Source organism: Bordetella sputigena, from assembly GCF_965137885.1.
Classification (GTDB): domain Bacteria; phylum Pseudomonadota; class Gammaproteobacteria; order Burkholderiales; family Burkholderiaceae_B; genus Bordetella_C; species Bordetella_C sputigena.
Genome location: NZ_CBCSCA010000005.1, coordinates 153,585 through 170,638, shown reverse-complemented (window position 1 = coordinate 170,638; position 17,054 = coordinate 153,585). Strand labels below are relative to the sequence as shown.

At 64.7% G+C, this 17,054-nt stretch carries 8 protein-coding genes and 1 tRNA gene; 7 read left to right on the top strand and 2 right to left on the bottom strand.

Annotated elements, in window-relative coordinates:
* Positions 1-6: 6 nt before the first annotated feature.
* Positions 7-918: a LysR family transcriptional regulator gene (locus tag ACNA0R_RS11845; RefSeq protein WP_415826202.1), complete on the bottom strand. Its 912-nt coding sequence runs from the start codon at positions 916-918 to the stop codon at positions 7-9.
* 209 nt (positions 919-1,127) lie between these two features.
* On the opposite strand from ACNA0R_RS11845, the gene ACNA0R_RS11840 reads away from it, so the two are divergent.
* Complete coding sequence (locus ACNA0R_RS11840) at positions 1,128-1,994, top strand: NmrA family NAD(P)-binding protein (protein ID WP_415826201.1); 867 nt, start codon at positions 1,128-1,130, stop codon at positions 1,992-1,994.
* Positions 1,995-2,194: 200 nt separating this feature from the next.
* Here ACNA0R_RS11840 and ACNA0R_RS11835 read toward each other — a convergent pair.
* Positions 2,195-2,270 (bottom strand) — tRNA-Ala (locus ACNA0R_RS11835).
* Positions 2,271-2,920: 650 nt separating this feature from the next.
* Here ACNA0R_RS11835 and ACNA0R_RS11830 point away from each other — a divergent pair.
* The 6 genes from ACNA0R_RS11830 to ACNA0R_RS11805 all read left to right on the top strand — a co-directional run.
* Complete coding sequence (locus ACNA0R_RS11830) at positions 2,921-4,513, top strand: TolC family outer membrane protein (protein WP_415826200.1); 1,593 nt, start codon at positions 2,921-2,923, stop codon at positions 4,511-4,513.
* Positions 4,514-4,519: 6 nt separating this feature from the next.
* Positions 4,520-4,747, top strand: a complete 228-nt coding sequence (locus ACNA0R_RS11825; protein WP_415826199.1) for a hypothetical protein — start codon at positions 4,520-4,522, stop codon at positions 4,745-4,747.
* Positions 4,725-6,896: a type I secretion system permease/ATPase gene (locus tag ACNA0R_RS11820; RefSeq protein WP_415826198.1), complete on the top strand. Its 2,172-nt coding sequence runs from the start codon at positions 4,725-4,727 to the stop codon at positions 6,894-6,896. The genes ACNA0R_RS11825 and ACNA0R_RS11820 overlap by 23 nt, the downstream gene beginning before the upstream one ends.
* A 2-nt stretch (positions 6,897-6,898) precedes the next feature.
* Positions 6,899-8,320 carry an HlyD family type I secretion periplasmic adaptor subunit gene (locus ACNA0R_RS11815; RefSeq protein ID WP_415826197.1) on the top strand — a complete coding sequence of 474 codons (1,422 nt, stop codon included), beginning with the start codon at positions 6,899-6,901 and terminating at the stop codon, positions 8,318-8,320.
* 120 nt (positions 8,321-8,440) lie between these two features.
* Positions 8,441-9,067, top strand: a complete 627-nt coding sequence (locus tag ACNA0R_RS11810) for a helix-turn-helix transcriptional regulator (protein ID WP_415826196.1) — start codon at positions 8,441-8,443, stop codon at positions 9,065-9,067.
* 188 nt (positions 9,068-9,255) lie between these two features.
* On the top strand, positions 9,256-17,054 hold a 7,799-nt coding region (locus ACNA0R_RS11805; protein ID WP_415826195.1), incomplete at its 3' end, for a retention module-containing protein.

Below are 17,054 nucleotides of genomic sequence, written 5' to 3'. Positions count from 1 at the left end.
GCGGCTTCAGCCGCGTGCCCAATCCGCGATGAACTGCAGGAAGGCGCGGGTCTTTGCTGGAACGTGATGCCTGGACGGGTGAAACACGTAAAGCGGATAGCGCTCGTCCACCCAATCGGGAAACAGGTTGATCAAGCGGCCGTCCGCAAGCAGTCGGGAGGCGCCCAGGTGCAGCATCTGCGCTATCCCGGAACCCGCCAGGCAGGCATGGAGCAAAGCGCCGGGATCGTTGACCGTCAAGCGCCCGTTTGTCGGAACGACGAGGCGTTTGCGGCCGCGATGAAACTCCCACGGAAAGGGTTTACCGGTCTGCGGATCGCGGAATTCCAGGCATCGGCGCGCATGATCCGCCAGGTCTTGCGGGCGGGCGGGCCGGCCCCAGCGTTCGATATAGGCGGGCGCGGCGACGGTGACCACGGCGGTATCCAGCACTTTGCGCGCGACGAGCGTGGAGTCGCGGGGATTGCCGAATCGCAGCGCCAGATCGAAACCTTCCGTGACGAGGTCGCCCAGGCTATCCCGGGCAATGAGTTCGACCTCCAGTTCCGGATAGGCATCCATGAATCGATCCAGATGCGTTCCCAGGATGGCCCGATAGCACACGGCATCCAGATTGACCCGCAGCCTGCCCCGCACGGCGGAGGCGCTGCCCGACGCCATGATGGCCGCTTCTTCCAGTCCAGCCAGATGAGGAATGACCTGTTCATGAAACCGGCGTCCTTCCTCCGTCAGCGATACCGAACGGGTGGTTCGATTGAACAGCCGGATGCCGAGCCGCTTCTCCAGCCTGGCGATAGCGCGGCTCACGCCGGGAGGCGACATGCCTATCATGTCAGCCGCGGCGGCGAAGGAGCCGCTGTCGACGATGGCCGCGAATACGCTGATGCCGCTGGTGAAATTCTCCAGTCTGGTTTTCATGGATGCGTGGTCGGAGATGCGTCTCGCCTGTTCCGGACTGCCGGTTGAACATGTGGCGGCGACGGTCGTCGCGGCACACCGGGCGATCATGCCCTATTAGTGCGGTCCTGTCACTTATCAAGTTCCATTAAGGTCATTTTGTTACTGGCCCCATCGATCCAGAATTGTCTCCGCGGGTTTATTCAATCCCATCACTCAAGGAGAGATTCATGTACGCGATCACAGGTATCACGGGCCAAGTGGGTGGCGCGTTGGCGCGCGAACTATTGGCCTCGGGCCAGCCGGTAAGGGCGGTCGTGCGCGACGCCGGGCGCGCCGCATCCTGGGCGGCGCAGGGATGTGAGATCGCCGTCGCGCGGATTGAGGACGCGGCGGCGTTAACCGAGGCGTTCACCGGCGCCGAAGCGGTGTTTGTCCTGCTGCCGCCGCAATTCGATCCGGAACCTGGATTCCGGGGCGCGAAAGCAATCATCGAGGCCGTATGCGAGGCACTGCGACAAGCCAGACCGGCGAAAGTGGTGTGCCTTTCCACCATCGGCGCGCATGCGTCGCACACCAATCTGCTGACGCAGCTGGGGTTGATGGAGCAGGCGCTGCGCACGTTGCCCATGCCCGTGACGTTCCTGCGCCCCGGCTGGTTCATGGAGAACGCCGCCTGGGACGTCGCGTCGGCGCGCGATCAGGGCGTGATCGCCAGCTTTCTGCAGCCGCTGGACCGGCCCGTGCCCATGGTAGCCACCGCCGACGTGGGGCGTGTCGCCGCGGCCTTGCTGCAGGATACGTGGGCGGGCGCGCGTGTGGTCGAGCTGGAAGGTCCGCGTCGCGTCAGCCCCAACGACATCGCCGCGGCATTCGGCAAGGTGTTGGGCAGGCCCGTCCGGGCCGAGGTCGTGGACCGCAAGGAATGGGAAGCGCTGTTCCGCTCACAGGGCATGCGGAACCCCGAGCCCCGCATACGCATGCTCGACGGTTTCAACGAGGGCTGGATCTGCTTCGAAGGCCAGAACGATGCGGTCCTGCGTGGCCGTGTCGAGTTGGACGCGGTGCTGGCCGCGCTGGTGGCAAAAGCCGATTAGGACCCGGGGTTGGACCGCGCGAAGGCTCGGATGAGGTGACGGCGCGCGCCGGCGCAGCGGCCCCGTATTCAGCGGCTTGCAAAGCAGCGGTCAGAGGGGGGGCGGGCGCGGGCCGGGCTCGCCGCGAAGCCCCGCGGCACAAATGAAAACAGCGCCTTTCGGCGCTGTTCCTGGCATCCGCGGATGCCTTCGAATCCGGGTGGTGGAGCGGAGGAGGATCGAACTCCCGACCTTCGCATTGCGAACGCGACGCTCTCCCAGCTGAGCTACCGCCCCACATCAAGCAAGTCCGCAACTATACCAGAAAAGTTTTGGATTGCGCGCGCTCGCGGCCAGGGCTCGCGGCGACTGGGCAACTCGGATGCCCGGTGACGGGGCGTAGCCCTCTCGTTGTCGACAAATTGGACTAGGCGGGTCTACACGGGACGGCCAGCCGTTTTGATCTTTGTCTGTCTGGACGTTGAATTTGTATGTTTCAATAAATGTTGTTACATCACAACGGTGTCGTGCGCGGCCAACACCGTTACGTGTTACTGCGGCCCTTTTGGCCGTCGTTACATTCGCCGAGTTGCGTGACTCCGCGAACATAGCGGTGATTTGCAGGATGTTGACTGAAGAAGGCGCGGATATGAGCTGAAGAGCAGGGGCTTTCTCAAAAGCCATTACAACTGTGTCTGCCACCTAAGGCGTTTCCTACCCATAATATTTACATTCGGTTGATAGGCAATGAAATAAACCGCGTTTTTTCGGAGTTGATCAGGCGTTGAACGACACTGACAATGCCGGCCGCAGTTTCTTCATAGCTGTTTCGTCGACCGTTCCTCTTATAAAAATACCTGTATGCGGAGCGGCACGTGCTGAGCGCGAAGTATTACAGCCGGGAAATCAGCTGTTACTCAACCACGAACACGCATTACGGGAATGCCATGCAATCGTTTCGTTTGAAGCATCTAGTTGCCGCCCTGGCAACTTTTGCCACCGCCGCCGCTGTCGCCCAGCCCACTCAACCCGCTCAGTCGAATGGCCAACTTGCCAAGCCCCCGGTGGCGCCCGCCGCCGGCGCGCCGGTGTCGCAGGCGACGGATGTGAAGGGCTCTGCCACGCTGTATCAGGTGGTCGAACAGACGCTGCTGACCAATCCGGAAATCCAGGCCCGCTATAACGATTTCCGTTCCTCCCTGGAAGGGCAGAACGTCGCCAAGGGCGGATGGCTGCCGCAGGTCAATGCGCAGGGCTGGGTCGGCCACGAGTGGCAGAGCAACCTGCCGGGTGAAGGCTCCGCCAGCTGGAACCGTCCGGGGTATACCCTGGAACTGCGCCAGCTGCTGTTTGATGGCTTCAAGACGAACAACGACGTGAAGCAGGCCGGCTTCGAGAAGCTGTCGCGCTACTACGATCTGCTGGCCACCAGCGACGAGATGGCATTCAACGCGACCCAGGCTTTCCTGGACGTCGAGCGCTATCGCGCCCTGGAATCGCTGGCGCGCCAGAACTACAGCCTGCATGAGGAAACGCAGAAACAGATCCGTGAACGCGCCGATTCCGGCGTGGGTCGCCGCGTCGATCTGGAACAGGCGGGCGGTCGTCTGGCCTTGGCGCAGACCAACCTAATGACGGAAAGCGCCAACCTGAACGATGTCACGCAGCGTTTCCGCCGCGTGACGGGATTGGACGTGCCGACCACGCTGGCGCCGCCACCCCGCCTGGAAGACAAACTGCCCAAGGATCCGAAGAACTTCAACGACTCGCTGCGCAGCAACCCGTCGTTCCTGTCCAAGCAGGCGCTGCTGCAGGCCGCGGATGCCGGCGTGCAATCGTCCAAGGGCGCGTTCTCGCCCAAGTTCGAATTCGTGGCGTCGACCGGCACCGATACGTCGCAGCCGGGCCCCGACTATAAGAACACCCGCAGCACCAACGTGCAGCTGGTCATGTCGTACAACCTGTATCGCGGTGGCGCGGATTCGGCGCGCGTGCGCCAGACGTCCTCGCAGAGCTACGCCGCCCGCGACGTGCGCAACTACACCTGCCGCAATATCCAGCAGGACCTGGCGATCGCCTGGAACAACATCGTGCACCTGCGCCAGGCCCTGCCTTTCCTGCGCGACCACGAAGTGGCCACCACCAAGGTTCGCGATGCGTACCGCCAGCAGTTCCAGATCGGCCAGCGCACGCTGCTGGACTTGCTGGACACCGAAAACGAATTGTTCGAATCGCGCCGCGCGCTGACCAACGCCGTGTATGACCTGCAGGTGGCCCAGTACCGCTGGCTGACGCTGTCGCACAAGCTGCTGCCTACGCTGGGCCTGCGTCCCGCCAACGACGAGACGCCGGACGAGAAGTCCAAGCTGGAAGTCAGCGACGACGTCATCAAGCTGTGCAATTCGACGGTGCCGGACGCGACGCGTCTGGAGCCGGTCAAGGTTATTTATAACAACGGCACCACGCCGCCGGACTTTGTCCCGTCGGGCAAGTCCACTCAACCCAGCCCGGCACGCCCGGGTTCCACCCCGAAGTGGTGATTTGCCATGGCGACTAAAGGCGACGATCAGCGAGACGACGGATTTTCCAAGCTTGACCTGGACTTCGTCCGCGTACTTGAGGACTTGATCGACGCCTTGATCGCCAACGGCACGCTGCGGCTGACGGATTTGCCGCCGCACGCGCAGCGCAAGCTCAACGAGCGCAAGCAGCACCGGGCCAGGTTATCCGAACATCTGGATTTGTTGGACGATGAAGACGGACAAGTTATTTGACCGCTCGGTGGACTCGTGGCGCGTTGACCCGCGCTCGACCCATGATGATCCCCTGCTGGAGTGCCTGGTCGAGCTGACGCGGGTGCATGGCGTGCCGGCGACGGCGCAGGCGCTGTCGGCCGGCTTGCCGCTGGTCGACCAGCGGCTGACGCCGGCCCTGCTGCCGCGCGCCGCCGCGCGGGCGCGCCTGTCGGCGCGGCTGGTGCGGCGTGCGGTGGCCGAGATCCCCACCGATATCCTGCCGGCCATCCTGCTGCTGCACGGCGAGCGGGCCTGCCTGCTGCTGGAAGCGCGCGAGGGCAAGTACCTGATCAGCCACCCGGAGCTGGGCGCCGGATCGGTGGAAATCAGCGCGGAAGAGCTCGCGCAGGATTACACCGGCATGTGCTGTTTCGTGCGGCCGCAGTTCCGCTTCGACGCACGTTCGCCGGAGGTCGGCAAGGTGCGCGGACGCCATTGGTTCTGGTCGGCGATATTCGAGAACCGGCGGCTGTATCGCGACGCCATCGTCGCCGCGATACTGATCAACGTATTCGCCATGGCGATGCCCTTGTTCACGATGAACGTGTACGACCGGGTGGTGCCCAACAATGCCCTTGAGACATTGTGGGTGCTGGTCGTCGGCATCGCCATCGTGGTCATTTTCAATACCATCCTGACCACGGCGCGCGCCCACGTCATCGATAGCGCCAGCAAACGCGTCGACATCAAGCTTTCCGCGCTGATCATGGAGCGGGTGCTGGACCTGCGCATGGAAGGGCGGCCGGTTTCGGTGGGCTCGTTCGCCGCCAACCTGCGGTCCTTCGAAGCCATCCGCGATTTCATCGCGTCGGCAAGCATCACCACGCTGGTCGATTTGCCTTTCGTCATCATGTTCCTGCTGGTGCTGGCCTGGATCTCACCCTGGATGGTGATACCCCCGGTCATCGCCATCGTGCTGGTAATTCTGGTGTCCCTGGCGGCGCAGTTCCGCATGGAAACGATGACCATGGCGTCGTACCAGGCCTCGTCGCAACGCAATGCCACCCTGGTGGAAGCGCTGACCGGCTTCGAGACCGTCAAGACCCTGAACGCGCAAGGCACCATGCAGCGCAATTGGGAGCGTTCGACCGAATACATCGCGAATATCAGCAGCAAGCTCAAGCTGATGTCCAGTACGACGGTGGGTTTCGTCGGTGCGATGTCGCAGCTGGTGTCGGTGGCGGTGGTGACCATCGGTGTTTACCTGGCGCACGATTCGGCCGTCTCGATGGGCGGCATCATTGCCGCGTCGATGATCTCCGGCCGTTGCCTGATGCCGCTGGGGCAGGTCGCGGGATTGCTGATGCAGTACCAGAACGCCCGTACGTCGCTGGGTTCGATCGACAACTACATGCAGCTGCCGGTCGAACGGCCCGAGACCGCCGAGTTCCTGCATCGACCGGTGTTCCATGGCTCGGTGGAATTCCGCGACGTCACCTTCTCCTATCCCGGCGCGGCGCAGCCCGTGCTGCAGAACGTCTCGTTCAAGCTGAATCCGGGCGAGAAGATCGGCATCATCGGCCGCATCGGCTCGGGCAAGACGACGCTGGAAAAACTGATCCTGGGCCTGTACCAGCCGACCGAGGGTACCGTGCTGCTGGACGGCGTGGACGTACGGCAGATCGATCCGGCCGACCTGCGCCGCGCCATAGGCTATGTGCCGCAGGATCCGGTGCTGTTCTACGGCAGCCTGAAGCACAACATCGCCATGGGCGCGCCGTACGCCGATGACGCCAGCATCCTGGCGGCGGCGGAGGTGGCCGGTGTCAGCGACTTCGCCAACGTGCATCCCGACGGCTTCGACATGCTGATCGGCGAACGCGGCGAATCGCTGTCGGGCGGCCAGCGGCAATCGGTGGCGATATCGCGCGCGCTGATCAATGATCCCCCGGTGCTGCTGCTGGATGAGCCCAGCAGCAATATGGATCACCAGAGCGAGACCCGCCTGCGCAAGCAGCTGGCCGCGGCCAGCGCCAACAAGACGATGTTCCTGATCACCCACCGTACGGCGCTGCTGGAGCTGGTCAGCCGCCTGATCGTGATCGATGGCGGCCGGGTCGTTGCCGATGGTCCGAAAGAGCAGGTGGTGGAAGCGCTGCGGACTGGCCGGGTGGGACGGGGAGCCTGAGCATGAACACGCATGTCGCCAACTCGAACGGCTCCTTCCTGGGCGCGATCGTGCGCCTGCCGCGCACGCTCTTCGTGAAGCTCTTCGACGCCCTGCTGGACGGCGAAGAGCGCGGCAAGCCCAAGGTCACCACGGGCTACGCCGGCAATGCGGAATGGGCCATCTATCATTCCGACGCGCGCGGCGCCCGGGTGCTGTTGTGGACCTCGCTGGTCGTCATCACCGTCCTGTTGATCTGGGCTGGCACCAGCCCCATCGATGAAGTAGTGCGCGGCGAAGGCAAGGTGGTGCCTTCGCGGCAGGTACAGGTCGTGCAAAGCCTGGACGGCGGCGTCGTCAAGGAAATCCTGGTCCGGCCGGGCCAGACCGTTGAGCCGGGCCAGATCCTGCTGAAGATCGATCCGACGCGCTTCAATTCGTCCCTGGGCGAGAACCAGGCGGAATACCTGTCGCTGGAGGCGAAGGCCGCGCGCCTGCACGCCTTGGCCACGGGCGAGCCTTTCCAGGTGCCGGACGAGGTACTGCAGCAACTGCCCGCGGCGGCCGAGGCCGAACGCAATGCCTGGATCCAGCGCACCAACGAATTGAACGCGACGGTCAGCGTGGCCAAGGAGCAGGTCAAGCAGCGGCAGGAAGAATTGCGTGAAACGCAAGCCAAGCGCGATCAGGCGGCGACCACGTGCTCATTGACGTCCAGGGAGCTTTCCGTGACGCGTCCGCTGCTGAACAGCGGCGCGGTATCCGAAGTCGACCTGCTGCGCCTGCAGCGCGACGTCGCCAAGAGCTGCGGCGACCAGAAAGCGGCGGACGCGCAGATCGATCGTATCCAGGCGTCTATCCAGGAAGCCCTGAGCAAGACCAAGGAAGCCGAACTGAACATCCGCAACCAGGCGCGCAGCGAGCTGTCCGATACCACCACCAAGCTGCGCACCCTGCGTGAAGGCAAGCTGGCGCTGGCCGACAAGGTCAAGCTGGCGGAGATCCGTTCGCCCGTGCGCGGGACGGTCAAGACGCTGTTGGCCAATACGGTGGGCGGCGTGGTGCAGCCGGGCAAGGACATCATCGAGATCGTGCCGACCGACGATACGCTGCTGCTGGAAGTGCGCATCCAGCCGCGCGACATCGGTTTCCTGCACGCGCAGCAGAAGGCCGAGGTGAAGTTCACGGCGTATGACTATTCCATCTACGGCGGCCTGGAAGGCGTCGTGGAGCAGATCAACGCCGATACGACCACCGACGAACGCGGCAATTCGTTCTATATCGTGCGCGTGCGCACCGATCGTGCCTCGGTCGGCGACCAGCATCTGGCCATCATCCCGGGCATGATCGCCGAGGTGCACATTCTTACCGGCAAGCGGACGGTGCTGCAGTATCTGCTGAAACCCATCCTGCGCGCCAAGGAAAACGCGTTTACGGAACGGTAGGCAACGATAGGCCGCCTGGCTCGACAAGTCCCCATAGTCCCACCGTTCTTCTGGATTCGCATTCGCACACCTGCCGCGACGCGTCACGTCGCGCCGCGGCAGGCCACTAGAGAGGTATCGATGCACGTGGCACCGGTTCTGTTCGTCACCCATGACGATCTGCTGTGGAAACACTGGTCGGGCCTGGATGCGCGCCGCTGGCTGCCGGCGCGCGGCCGGGCGCTGCCCGACCTGGCGCGCTGGCGCGAGCAGGGCCGATCGCTGGTCGTGGTGGATGCGGACCTGCCCAAGCTGCCGGCCTGGACTTCCGAGCAATGGACCGGCGCCGTCAGCGGCTTGCGGGTGGTGGTCGCCAGCGCGCGGCCGCACGACGAGCAGGGGACCAAGGTGCTGGCCTCCGGCGCCGTCGGCTACTGCCATGCCTATGCGCCGCCGGCGCTGCTGAATCAGGTGCTGGAAGTCGTCGACGCCGGCGAAATCTGGATGGGCCGTTCCCTGGTGACCCGCCTGCTGCGACTGGTGGAAAGCCGGGCGGGCGGCAAGGAAGAATGGCATGCCAATGCGCTGACCGAGCGCGAGGATGTCGTGGCGCGGCGCGCCGCGGTGGGCGAAGCCAATGGCGAGATCGCGGCGGCGCTGGGTATTACCGAGCGCACCGTCAAGGCGCACCTGTCGTCCGTTTTCGAAAAGCTGGGCGTCAGCGACCGCCTGCAACTGGCGCTGAAGGTACACGGCATCAGCCGTTGACGGCTGATGACCGGGTATCCGCCTTGGATGGCGGGTGAGCCGCGGCCGGCCATGGCGGCCGCCCGGTTCTCGGCATCGCCCGTTGAGCGTCGGGATACTCATCCAATCCGCAAACCTGTCCTCCAGGACAATATCGGCCAATCGGCCCGGTCTATAGGATTACGCCATCCTAAACCGGAGCTAAACAAATGGCCTTCTCCACCCCCGCCGTAGTTACGCAAGTCGTCGGACGTGCCTGGATCCGCAACAGCGATGGCTCGCTGACCGAGCTGCACGCCGGCAGCCGGATCCCCCCCGATACCGAAATCGTGACCGCCTCGGGTGCGACCGTGGCCCTGCAGACCGAAGGCGGCATGCCGCTGACGATCGGCGAAAACCGCGACGTGGCCTTCAACGCCGATATGGCGGGGCAGCCGGTGGACCGCTCCGAAGCCGCCGTGGCCGCGCCCACCGGCACCGATTCCGACCGCCTGCTGGCCGCGCTGCAGAATGGCCAGGACCCGTTCGACAACCTGGATCCCACGGCCGCCCTGGTGGCCGGCGGCGGCGATGCCGGCGGCAGCAGCTTCGTGCGCCTGGCCCGCGTCGTCGAAGCCACCACGCCGCTGGATCTGGCCTATCCCGGCGCCGGTACCCCCGCGATCAACCTGCTGACCCCCGCCGGCCTGGCGACGAACAACAACGCCCCGGCCAATGATCCCCCGGCCGCCGGCAACGACGCCAACACGACGACGGAGAAGTCGTTCGTGGCTGGCAACATCCTGACCAACGACACCGATCCCAACGGCGACGCGGTGTTCATCCAGTCCGTGGGTGGTAGGCCCATGGCGACGGGTGGCGTGCAGGTGGCCGGCTCGACCGGCGGCACGTTCACGGTGTTCCCGGATGGCAGCTACGTCTTCAATCCGGGCGATTCGTATCACAACCTGGGCGTCGGCCAGACCGCGACCAGCACGCTGACCTATACGATTTCCGATCCCTTCGGCAATACGTCCACCGCGACCGTCACCGTGACGGTGAACGGCCTGAACGACGCGCCGACCGCCACCGCGATCGACAACGTCAACGGCGTCGATGCCCAGCAGAACATCAATGTCGATGTGTCCAGCCACTTCACGGATATCGACAACGGCGACAAGCTGACCTACTCGGCCAACGGCCTGCCTCCCGGCCTGACGATCAACCCGGACACCGGCGTGATCACCGGCACCATCGACCATTCCGCTTCGCAAGGCGGCAACAATGGCGTGTATCAGGTCACGATCACCGCGACCGACGCCAGCGGCGCCACGGTCACCGAGACTTTCAACTGGAACGTTTCCAACCCGGGCCCGCTGGCCGTCAATGACGCCGCCACGACGACGGAAGACGCTGGCGTATCCGGCAACGTCCTGACTGGCAATGCGCAGGGTGCCGGCCGCGACATCGATCCAGACGGCGACACGCTGACGGTGGTGCGCGCCGGCGACAGGGATATGACGGCGGAAGGCGTCGTCGTGGCGGGTTCCGCCGGCGGCACGTTCACAATTCGCGCGGACGGCTCGTATTCGTTCAACCCGGGCGAGGATTTCCAGAGCCTGGCGGCGGGCGAGACCAAGACCACCACCATCAACTACACGATTTCCGACGGCGAAGGCGGTACGTCGATCGCGACGCTGACCCTGACGGTGACCGGCACCAACGACGTGCCCGTCATCACCCCGGGCGGCGAACCCGGCCCGGATTCCAACCGAGTCCAGGAAGACGTCATCCTGACGACAGAAGGCAAGCTGGACATCGTCGACGCGGATCACGACCAGTCCTTCTTCCAGGCGCAGACCGGCACGGCCGGCCAGCACGGCACCTTCTCGATCGACGCGGAAGGTCACTGGACCTACAACCTGACGAACGACGACCCGCAAGTGCAGCAACTGGCGGTGGGCGAGCATTTGACCGAGACGTTCATCGTCAAGGCGGCGGACGGTACCGAAACGACGGTGACCATCACCATCGACGGCACGAACGACATCCCGACCATCAGTGGCGCGAGCACCGCGGCTGCCACCGAGGACGTCGAGCAGACCGTATCCGGCCAACTGGCCGTGGCCGATATCGACACCAGCGACACGCACAGCTGGTCGGTGTCCGGCGAACCGAAGGGCCAGTACGGCACCATCAGCGTCGACCAGACCGGCAAGTGGACCTATACCGTCGACCAGGCAGCGACGCAGGCGCTGGCGGCGGGCCAGCAAGTGCAGGAAACTTTCCACATCCTGGTCGATGACGGCAACGGCGGCACGGCGATCCAGGACGTCACTGTCACGATTACCGGCACCAACGATGTGCCGGAGCTGAGCAGCGGCGCGGGCGCGGTGACCGAGGACCAGAGCGTCAACAACGACGGCAACCTGGTGACCGGCGGCCAGCTGACGATCACCGACCCGGACGCGGGTGAAAGCAGCTTCAAGCCGGGCGCACATTTCGACAGCAGCACGGGCAACGGTAATGCCCCGCTGGGCACGCTGACCTTCAACGCCGATGGTTCGTACACCTACTCGGTGGCCAACGACAACGCGGCGGTGCAGGCGCTGCGCAGCGGCGAGAGCATCGTCGAGACCTATACGGTGACCAGCGCGGACGGCTCGGCCACCAGCACGATCACCATCACCATCAACGGCACCGACGACGTGCCGGTGATCACGCCGCACTCGCCGGATAGCGACAAGGGCGAAGTCCAGGAAGATGCGACGCTGAGCACCAGCGGCAAGCTGGACATCGTCGATGCCGATCACGATCAGTCGTTCTTCCAGGCGCAGACCAACACGGTGACGGCGCACGGTACGTTCAACATCGACGCGAACGGCAACTGGACCTACAACCTGAACAACAGCGATCCGGCCGTGCAGGAACTGGGCGCTGGCCAGAGCCTGACGGAGAAGATCACCGTCCTGACGGCCGACGGCACGCCGACGGAAGTGACCATCACCATCGACGGCACGAATGACGTTCCCGTACTGAGCAGCGGCGCGGGCGTGATGACCGAAGACCAGAACGTCGACAACGCCGGCAACCTGGTGGCTTCGGGACAACTGACCGTCACCGATGTGGACGCCGGCCAGAGCAGCTTCAAGCCGGGCGCGCACTTCGACGGCAGCACCGGCAACGGCAACGCGCCGCTGGGCACGCTGACGTTCAACGCGGACGGTTCGTACCACTATTCCGTGGCCAACGACAACGCGGCGGTGCAGGCCTTGCGCAGCGGCGAGAGCATTGTCGAGACCTATACGGTGACCAGCCTGGACGGCTCGGCCACCAGCACGATCACCATCACCATCAACGGCACCGACGACGTGCCGGTGATCACGCCGCATTCGCCGGACAGCGACAAGGGCGAGGTGAAGGAGGACGCGACGCTGAGCACCGGCGGCAAGCTGGACATCATCGATGCCGACCACGATCAGTCGTTCTTCCAGGCGCAGACCAACACGGTGACGGCGCACGGTACGTTCAACATCGATACGAACGGCAACTGGACCTACAACCTGAACAACAGCGACCCGGCGGTGCAGGAGCTGGGCAAGGGCGAGAGCCTGACCGAGAAGATCACTGTCCTGGCGGCCGACGGCACGCCGACGGAAGTGACCATCACGATCGACGGCACGAACGACACGCCGGAGATCAGCGGCGTGGCGACCGGCGCGATCAAGGAAGACGCGGCGCCGTCGGTGTCGGGACAACTGGCGGTTTCCGACGTAGACGTGCACGACGGTCACACGTGGTCCGTGACGGGCGACCCGAAGGGCAACTATGGGACGCTGACGGTCGATCAGACCGGCAAGTGGACGTACACGGTGGACAATGCCGCGGTCCAGGCGCTCGGCGAAGGCCAGACCAAGACCGAAACCTTCACCGTGCAGGTGGACGACGGCAATGGCGGCACGGACACGCAGACAGTGACGGTGGTCGTCACCGGCACGAACGATGTGCCGGTGGTCACGGGTTCCGATACGGGAACGGTGGTTGAGGATTGGAAGTTCGTGGCTACCGGTGATCTCGACGTCAAGGACGCCGATGCGGGGCAGTCGCAGTTCCAGCCCCAGCTCGTTACGGGCGCGCATGGCATTTTCGGGATTTTGCCGGATGGTCATTGGGGCTATACGCTCAACAATTTCGATCCGCAGGTGCAAGCGCTGGGCAAGGGCGAAACGCTAACGGAGACCTTCACTGTCAAGACCGCCGACGGCACGCCGGAGACGGTGACGATCACCATCGTCGGTACCAACGACAGTCCGGTGATCAGCGGCGTGAGCAGCGGCGCCCTGACGGAGGACGCGGCCACGACGGTCACCGGGCAGTTGAACGTCAGCGACGTGGATGTCCACGACACCCATAGCTGGGCGGTGGTAGGCGGCGATACGCGCCAATACGGCTCTCTCGCAGTCGACCAGACCGGCAAGTGGACCTTCACCGCGAACGACAACGTGCAGGGCCTGTCCCAGGGCGAGACCGTGCAACAGCAGTTCACGGTCCAGGTCAGCGACGGTAAGGGCGGCTTCGACTACCAGACGGTGACGATCACCCTTACCGGCACGAACGATGTGCCGGTGCTGAGCGCCGGCACGGGTGCGGTGACGGAAGATCAGAACGTTGGCAACGACGGCAATCTGATGACCAGCGGCCAGCTGACGATCACGGATCCTGACGCGGGCGAAAGCAGCTTCAAGGCGGGCGCGCATTTCGACGGCAGCACGGGCAACGGCAATGCGCCGCTGGGCACGCTGACGTTCAAGGCGGATGGTTCGTATACCTACACGGTCGCCAACGACAATCCGGTGGTGCAGGGCCTGAAGACCGGCGAAAGCATCGTCGAAACCTACACGGTCACCAGCCTGGATGGTTCGAAGACGAGCACCATCACGATCACCATCAACGGCACGGACGATGGCGCGGTCATCACTCCGCACGATCCGGGCACGCCGGGCCAGCCGGAAACGGCCAGCGACCACGGCACGGTGACGGAAGACGCCACGCCGGACACGACCAGCGGCAAGCTGGACGTGAAGGATGCGGATGCGGGCGAGGCCAAGTTCTCGACCACGCCGGATCACGCCGGCGCGCACGGCACGTTCACGATCGACGAGAACGGCAACTGGTCGTACAAGCTGAACAACGGCGATCCGGCGGTACAAGCCCTGGGCGCGGGCAAGACGCTGACCGAAACCTTCACGGTGAGCTCGGTCGACGGCAGCGCGACGCACCAGGTCGTGGTGACGATCGTCGGCACGAACGACGTGCCGGTGGTGAGCGCCGGCACGGGCGCGGTGACCGAAGACCAGAGCGCTGGCAACGACGGCAATCTGGTCACCAGCGGCCAGCTGACCATCACCGACGTGGACGCCGGCGAGAGCAGCTTCAAGCCGGGCGCGCAGTTCGACGGCAGCACGGGCAACGGCAACGCGCCGCTGGGCACGCTGACCTTCAACGCCGACGGTTCGTACAGCTACACGGTCGCCAATGACAATCCGGTGGTACAGGGCCTGAAGACCGGCGAAAGCATCGTCGAAACCTACACGGTCACCAGCCTGGATGGTTCGAAGACCAGCACCATCACGATCACCATCAACGGCACGGACGACGGCGCGGTCATCACTCCGCACGATCCGGGCACGCCGGGCCAGCCGGAAACGGCCAGCGACCACGGCACGGTGACGGAAGACGCCACGCCGGACACGACCAGCGGCAAGCTGGACGTGAAGGATGCGGATGCGGGCGAGGCCAAGTTCTCGACCACGCCGGATCACGCCGGCGCGCACGGCACGTTCACGATCGACGAGAACGGCAACTGGTCGTACAAGCTGAACAACGGCGATCCGGCGGTGCAAGCCCTGGGCGCGGGCAAGACGCTGACCGAAACCTTCACGGTGAGCTCGGTCGACGGCAGCGCGACGCACCAGGTCGTGGTGACCATCGTCGGCACGAACGACGTGCCGGTGGTGAGCGCCGGCACGGGCGCGGTGACGGAAGACCAGAGCGTTGGCAACGACGGCAACCTGGTGACCAGCGGCCAGCTGACCATCACCGACGTGGACGCCGGCGAGAGCAGCTTCAAGCCGGGCGCGCAGTTCGACGGCAGCACGGGCAACGGCAACGCGCCGCTGGGCACGCTGACCTTCAACGCCGACGGTTCGTACAGCTACACGGTCGCCAATGACAATCCGGTGGTACAGGGCCTGAAGACCGGCGAAAGCATCGTCGAAACCTACACGGTCACCAGCCTGGACGGCTCGAAGACCAGCACCATCACGATCACCATCAACGGCACGGACGACGGCGCGGTCATCACTCCGCACGATCCGGGCACGCCCGGCCAGCCGGAAACGGCCAGCGACCACGGCACGGTGACGGAAGACGCCACGCCGGACACGACCAGCGGCAAGCTGGATGTGAAGGATGCGGATGCGGGCGAGGCCAAGTTCTCGACCACGCCGGATCACGCCGGCGCGCACGGCACGTTCACGATCGACGAGAACGGCAACTGGTCGTACAAGCTGAACAACGGCGATCCGGCGGTACAAGCCCTGGGCGCGGGCAAGACGCTGACCGAAACCTTCACGGTGAGCTCGGTCGACGGCAGCGCCACGCATCAGGTCGTGGTGACCATCGTCGGCACGAACGACGTGCCGGTGGTGAGCGCCGGCACGGGCGCGGTGACGGAAGACCAGAACGTCGGCAACGACGGCAACCTGGTGACCGGCGGCCAGCTGACGATCACCGACGTGGACGCCGGTGAAAGCAGCTTCAAGCCGGGCGCGCAGTTTGACGGCAGCACGGGCAACGGCAATGCGCCGCTGGGCACGCTGACCTTCAACGCGGATGGTTCGTACACCTACACGGTGGCGAACGACAATCCGGTGGTGCAGGGCCTGAAGACCGGCCAGAGCATCGTGGAAACCTACACGGTCACCAGCCTGGACGGCACGAAGACCAGCACCGTCACGATCACCATCAATGGCACGGATGACGCGCCCAAGGTGGTCGGCCACATCGATGCCCAGGTCGGCAAGGACGCCGACACGGGCATCAATGTGGACACCGCCAGCCACTTCGCGGACGTGGATGCCGGCGACAAGCTGACCTACACCGCCAACGGCCTGCCGCCCGGACTGACGATCGACAAGGACACCGGCAAGATCACGGGCACTATCGACCATTCCGCGTCGCAGGGTGGGACGAACCACGACGGCATCTACCAGGTTGTCGTCACGGCCACCGACACCACCGGCAAGACCGCCACGCAGACCTTCGAATGGGATGTCACCAACCCGGCGCCGAAGGCCCTGGATGATGTTGCCACCGTGGACGGAAACGGCCAGGCGTCCGGCAACGTGATTCTGGGCGATGCCGGCGTGGGCAAGGACACGGACCCCGACGGCGATACCCTGAAGGTCGTCAGCGTCAAGGGTAACGGCAACGCGCAATCCGTCGTCGAAGGCCAGGGCACCCAGGTGACGGGCGATCATGGCGGCACGTTCACGCTGAACGCCAATGGCAGCTACACCTTCAACGCGGGCCACGATTTCGATGGCCTGGGCCAAGGCGAAACCCGCACGACGTCCATCACCTACACGGTGTCGGACGGTGAGGGTGGCACGGATACGGCCACGCTGACCATCACGGTCACGGGCACCAATGTGTTGCCTGTGGCGAACGACGATACCGGCGCGACCAAGCAGGACATCGTGCTGGCGGTCACCGACCCCGCCCACGGCGTGCTGAGCAATGACACCGACGGCAACCCCGGCGACACGCTGGTGGTCAATTCCGTCAATGGCAATGCCGGCAACGTGGGCCAGCAGATCCAGGGCAGCAATGGCGGCACCTTCACCCTGAACGCCAACGGTACCTATACCTTCAATCCCGGCCACACCTTCGACTACCTGCCCAACGGCCAGTCGACGACCACGTCCATTACCTACACCGTCTCCGACGGCCATGGCAGTTCCAACAC

Excerpts from the sequence above, each read along its gene's own strand:
- ACNA0R_RS11810 (WP_415826196.1), top strand. The coding sequence starts at position 8,441 with ATGCACGTGGCACCGGTTCTGTTCGTCACCCATGACGATCTGCTGTGG.
- ACNA0R_RS11820 (WP_415826198.1), top strand. The coding sequence starts at position 4,725 with ATGAAGACGGACAAGTTATTTGACCGCTCGGTGGACTCGTGGCGCGTT.
- ACNA0R_RS11830 (WP_415826200.1), top strand. The coding sequence starts at position 2,921 with ATGCAATCGTTTCGTTTGAAGCATCTAGTTGCCGCCCTGGCAACTTTT.
- ACNA0R_RS11825 (WP_415826199.1), top strand. The coding sequence starts at position 4,520 with ATGGCGACTAAAGGCGACGATCAGCGAGACGACGGATTTTCCAAGCTT.
- ACNA0R_RS11815 (WP_415826197.1), top strand. The coding sequence starts at position 6,899 with ATGAACACGCATGTCGCCAACTCGAACGGCTCCTTCCTGGGCGCGATC.
- ACNA0R_RS11845 (WP_415826202.1), bottom strand. The coding sequence starts at position 918 with ATGAAAACCAGACTGGAGAATTTCACCAGCGGCATCAGCGTATTCGCG.
- ACNA0R_RS11840 (WP_415826201.1), top strand. The coding sequence starts at position 1,128 with ATGTACGCGATCACAGGTATCACGGGCCAAGTGGGTGGCGCGTTGGCG.